The sequence below is a fragment of the Pleomorphochaeta sp. genome (genome assembly GCF_050031695.1).
Taxonomy (GTDB): Bacteria; Spirochaetota; Spirochaetia; order Sphaerochaetales; family Sphaerochaetaceae; genus Pleomorphochaeta.
Window position 1 is genome coordinate 1 of record NZ_JBNAIC010000028.1, and the last position, 3,792, is coordinate 3,792.

4 protein-coding genes and 1 rRNA gene are annotated in these 3,792 nt (G+C 26.3%); 3 read left to right on the forward strand and 2 right to left on the reverse strand.

The genetic code is table 11. The annotated features are described in order from the left end of the window. Positions 1-38: 38 nt before the first annotated feature. Positions 39-149, forward strand: a 5S ribosomal RNA gene (rrf, locus tag ACPKM0_RS05705). A gap of 162 nt (positions 150-311) precedes the next feature. Beyond that, entirely contained in the window at positions 312-989 is a 678-nt protein-coding gene (locus ACPKM0_RS05710) for a DUF2249 domain-containing protein (protein ID WP_472474154.1), read from the forward strand. 51 nt (positions 990-1,040) lie between these two features. Here ACPKM0_RS05710 and ACPKM0_RS05715 read toward each other — a convergent pair whose 3' ends face one another. Together ACPKM0_RS05715 and ACPKM0_RS05720 are read right to left on the reverse strand one after the other, a co-directional pair. Beyond that, positions 1,041-2,189 (reverse strand): aldo/keto reductase, encoded by a 1,149-nt coding sequence (locus tag ACPKM0_RS05715; protein WP_472474156.1) that lies wholly within the window; start codon positions 2,187-2,189, stop codon positions 1,041-1,043. 8 nt (positions 2,190-2,197) lie between these two features. After that, positions 2,198-2,698: a hypothetical protein gene (locus tag ACPKM0_RS05720; protein ID WP_472474158.1), complete on the reverse strand. Its 501-nt coding sequence runs from the start codon at positions 2,696-2,698 to the stop codon at positions 2,198-2,200. Between the two features lie 157 nt (positions 2,699-2,855). Between ACPKM0_RS05720 and ACPKM0_RS05725 the strand changes: the two genes are divergently transcribed. Further along, complete coding sequence (locus tag ACPKM0_RS05725) at positions 2,856-3,329, forward strand: glutathione peroxidase (RefSeq protein ID WP_472474160.1); 474 nt, start codon at positions 2,856-2,858, stop codon at positions 3,327-3,329. The last annotated feature ends 463 nt before the right edge of the window (positions 3,330-3,792 follow it).

Genomic DNA, 3,792 nt, shown 5'->3' on the forward strand with positions numbered 1-3,792 from the left:
ATGGATAATAATAATTATCCCTCTAAGTTTAATTTTGGCCCGGTGGCCATAGCAGAGTGGACACACCCGTTCCCATCCCGAACACGGCAGTTAAGCACTCTCACGCCGATGGTACTACAATTATGTGGGAGAGTAGGTAGCTGCCGGGCCTTTTTCTTTTTTCTATTTTGTTAGTTTAATAATAAAAACTATATTAAAATTTTTTAATTAATTTAATTTTATCATTATTTATGAAAAAAATTATTTCTGTTGCATTAGCAACGATGATTTAAGTTATATAATGCTAACATTTTATTAAAAGGAAATATTTTATGAATAATAATTATGAAACAATAGATGTAAGAAAAGCTACATCAAATTTTTTGCCAGGGTTGTTAAAAAAAGCCAGTAGTATAGACCTTAATAAAGGGCTATGCGTTATTCAAACTTTTGAACCAAAACCATTATTTTCTGCAATGAAAGATATTGGATTTGATGTAAAAGTAGAAAAGATCAGCGATGCAGAATATCATTGTTATTTTACAAGGACTGAAATTAAAAAGATACAATATAAAAATGGTTCTGATATGCCTTTAAAACCTACTGCAATTTTAAATTATAAGAAAATTGATAATAATTTAGCAAATATTGCTATAAATTTTTGGGAAGAGACTTGGAATAAAAAAACTCCTGCAATTGAACTAAAAACGAAGTTGTTATTATCATTAAGTAATGCTGTTGGTGCAAATAGATTTAGACAAGCAACACGTGAATTGATTAAAGCATACTCTTTAGGTGTAAGTATTAAAGAGTTTGATGAATTGTTTTCTTTATTTGTTTGGAATCAGGGTTTTGGGAATTTTTCATCAGAGATTGGACCTTCTTCTACTTATAAAGCATATCAATATATAAAAAAGAATGAAGAAATAAATGTTCCACAAAATGTTATTATTGAAGGACTAATGGATAAATTTGGTGAAAATAATAAAGAGGTAAGTACAAGTTTATAAAAATAAATGGCAGCTAAATGATAAATATTATTATCATATGCTGCCTTTATTTTATTCAAAAATGTTTTTTACTTTATCAAGCAAATCTCTAATAGGTAAATGTTGAGGACAATGGGTTTCACACAATCCACATTTTATACACGCACTTGCTTTTTCTTCATTGTTAAAGCCTTTATTATACATAAATTTAATACTGTCTCTATTTTTTTTTGAATCTAGATAAAAGTATTTGTTATAATATTCAAAATTATTTGGAATTAATACACCTTGAGGACATGGCATACAGTATTTACAATTAGTACAATCAATACGCTTTTTCTTATTTATAATATTTACAGCATCATTAATAACTTTTATTTCATTATCACTTAATTCATTAGCTTTATATTTTGAAGCTGATTTAATATTATCTACAACCTCTTCAAGTTTTCCCATACCGCTTAGAATTACTTTTACATTTTTATGATTATAGAGCCATCTAAGAGACCAAGAAGCATAAGAATCATCTTTATTCGCTTTTTTAAATACGTTTTCAACTTCTTTAGGTAAGTTGTTAGCAAGTTGCCCACCTTTTAGAGGTTCCATAATTACACAATCAATTCCTCTTGATTCGCAATAATCTAAACCTTCTCTACCTGCTTGGAAAAATTCATCTAAATAATTATATTGTATTTGTACTAAATCCCAATCATAACTGTCTACAACTTCTTTAAATAAATCGATTGATTCATCATGGTATGAAAAGCCCACGTGTTTTATTTTACCTTCTTTTTTTGCTTTTTCAATAAAAGCAAGGGTGTCATATTTTTTAACAGTTTCCCAAGCTTTTTTATCGATAGCATGAATTAAGTAAAAATCGAAATATTCTTGATTCATTCTTTTTAATTGATTATTTAAAAATTCTTCTTGTTTATCTTTGCTTTCAATCATCCAAAGAGATAATTTAGAAGTTAAAAATACTTTATCTCTTAACTTTTCTTCATTAAGTATTGATCCAACGACTTCTTCACTTTTTCCACCATGATATGGATATGCAGTATCAATGTAATTTACGCCATTGTTAATAGCGTAAGTAAGTAATTTTCTTGTTTTTTCAATATCAATATTATTACTATCGTTATTAAGTGTTGGAAATCTCATGCAGCCAAAACCTAATTGAGATACTTTTATTTTATTTTTTCCTAATTCTCTGTATAACATATAACTCTCTATTTAAATTTTATTTTAATTTCGCCTTCTTCAATTATAGCATTAGAATTTGATGAATCAATCGTTTTACCGATTAATGTATAAGTTTTGCCTAATTCTACACCACTCATAGCATATTCTTGATAAATATGAAAATCATTGTCACTTAATTCTTTAACAGTTTTTGTGCCTGGTGTAAAAGTAATTGATGAATCTTCTACGCTAACTTGAAAAGTTATGTCAGGCATTCTGATTTCTGCCTCATTTCTGGTTGGAAAACCTGGAGAATCATTTTCTATGTCTTCATCGTTTTCTCCACAAGTCATAACTATTAGGGTTTCTAAGGAATCATAACGTTTTTCTAGCACTATTACTTCATCTTCATTATCTTCATTTTTTTCAGTAAATTCATCAACTAAACTCCAATAATATAAATCTTCGGGTGCAAATAAAAAATCACAACTTATAAAAACTATTGAAAATAAACATAATAATAGTAATTTTGAAACTCTTTTTTTCATAAAAACCTCACATTAGAATAAATGAATTATAATACATTATTGTTATGTAATAAAGTTTTATATTATAATATTTTCAATATAAAATTAAATTTATTTACATATAGAGTAAAAAGATATATTATAAATGTATAAGTTTACTAATAAAGGAGATCCATCAATGAATATTTATGATTTTGAAGTTGAAGAAATATCTGGAAAACAAATAAGTCTATATAAATACAAAGGTTATGTAATACTTGTTGTTAATACAGCTAGTAAATGTGGATTTACTCCTCAGTTAAAAGATTTAGAAATAATGTTTGAAAAGCTTAAAGATAAAAAATTTATTGTGTTGGGTTTTCCTTGTAATCAATTTGCAAACCAGGAACCGAATGACAATCAAGGGATAAAAGAATTTTGTTCTATTAATTATGGTGTAACTTTTCCAATTTTTGCAAAAATTGATGTTAATGGGAAAAATGCTCATGAATTATATAAATATTTAAAAAATCAAAAAAAAGGTCTATTTTTTTCTAGAATAAGTTGGAATTTTACAAAGTTTTTAATTGATAGAGAAGGAAATGTTGTAAAAAGATACTCTCCTAAGAAAAAAATAAGCTTTATTGAAGATGAAGTAATAAAATATTTATAAGAAAAATTGTCATTATTTTATGCATTTTATGTATATTTATAGATAAATAATGTATAAATATTTATTTTCTCATATTTTCTAGATAAATTCAAAAAAAAAGTAAAAAAAATAAAAATACCTATTGATTAATATCAATATGTGGTGTAGTTTCTCTCTTCGTTGGCTGATTGCTAAACTTAATTTTTACTTAATTTTGTTTAAAAAATAAAACAAAAAAAAGTGAAAAAAACTATTGACTAGTTGGTTTAAAAATTGCTATGTTAACTGAGTGCTCAAAACAAACGAGCACATGTAATTGCTCTAAGAGATTAGACGTAATTGCAATTGTTATTTGAAATTACGAGCGTAAGGGAAGAGAAAATAGGAAGCTAATTATGGCAATGAAAATTGCAGTGTAGAGGGCTTTCTGTCAATTCAAAATAGAACAAGATGAAATAAGCTAATGTTCGTTAAAAGCGAGTGA

Coding starts and splice junctions, on each gene's coding strand:
- ACPKM0_RS05710 (WP_472474154.1), top strand. CDS start 312: ATGAATAATAATTATGAAACAATAGATGTAAGAAAAGCTACATCAAAT.
- ACPKM0_RS05715 (WP_472474156.1), bottom strand. CDS start 2,189: ATGTTATACAGAGAATTAGGAAAAAATAAAATAAAAGTATCTCAATTA.
- ACPKM0_RS05720 (WP_472474158.1), bottom strand. CDS start 2,698: ATGAAAAAAAGAGTTTCAAAATTACTATTATTATGTTTATTTTCAATA.
- ACPKM0_RS05725 (WP_472474160.1), top strand. CDS start 2,856: ATGAATATTTATGATTTTGAAGTTGAAGAAATATCTGGAAAACAAATA.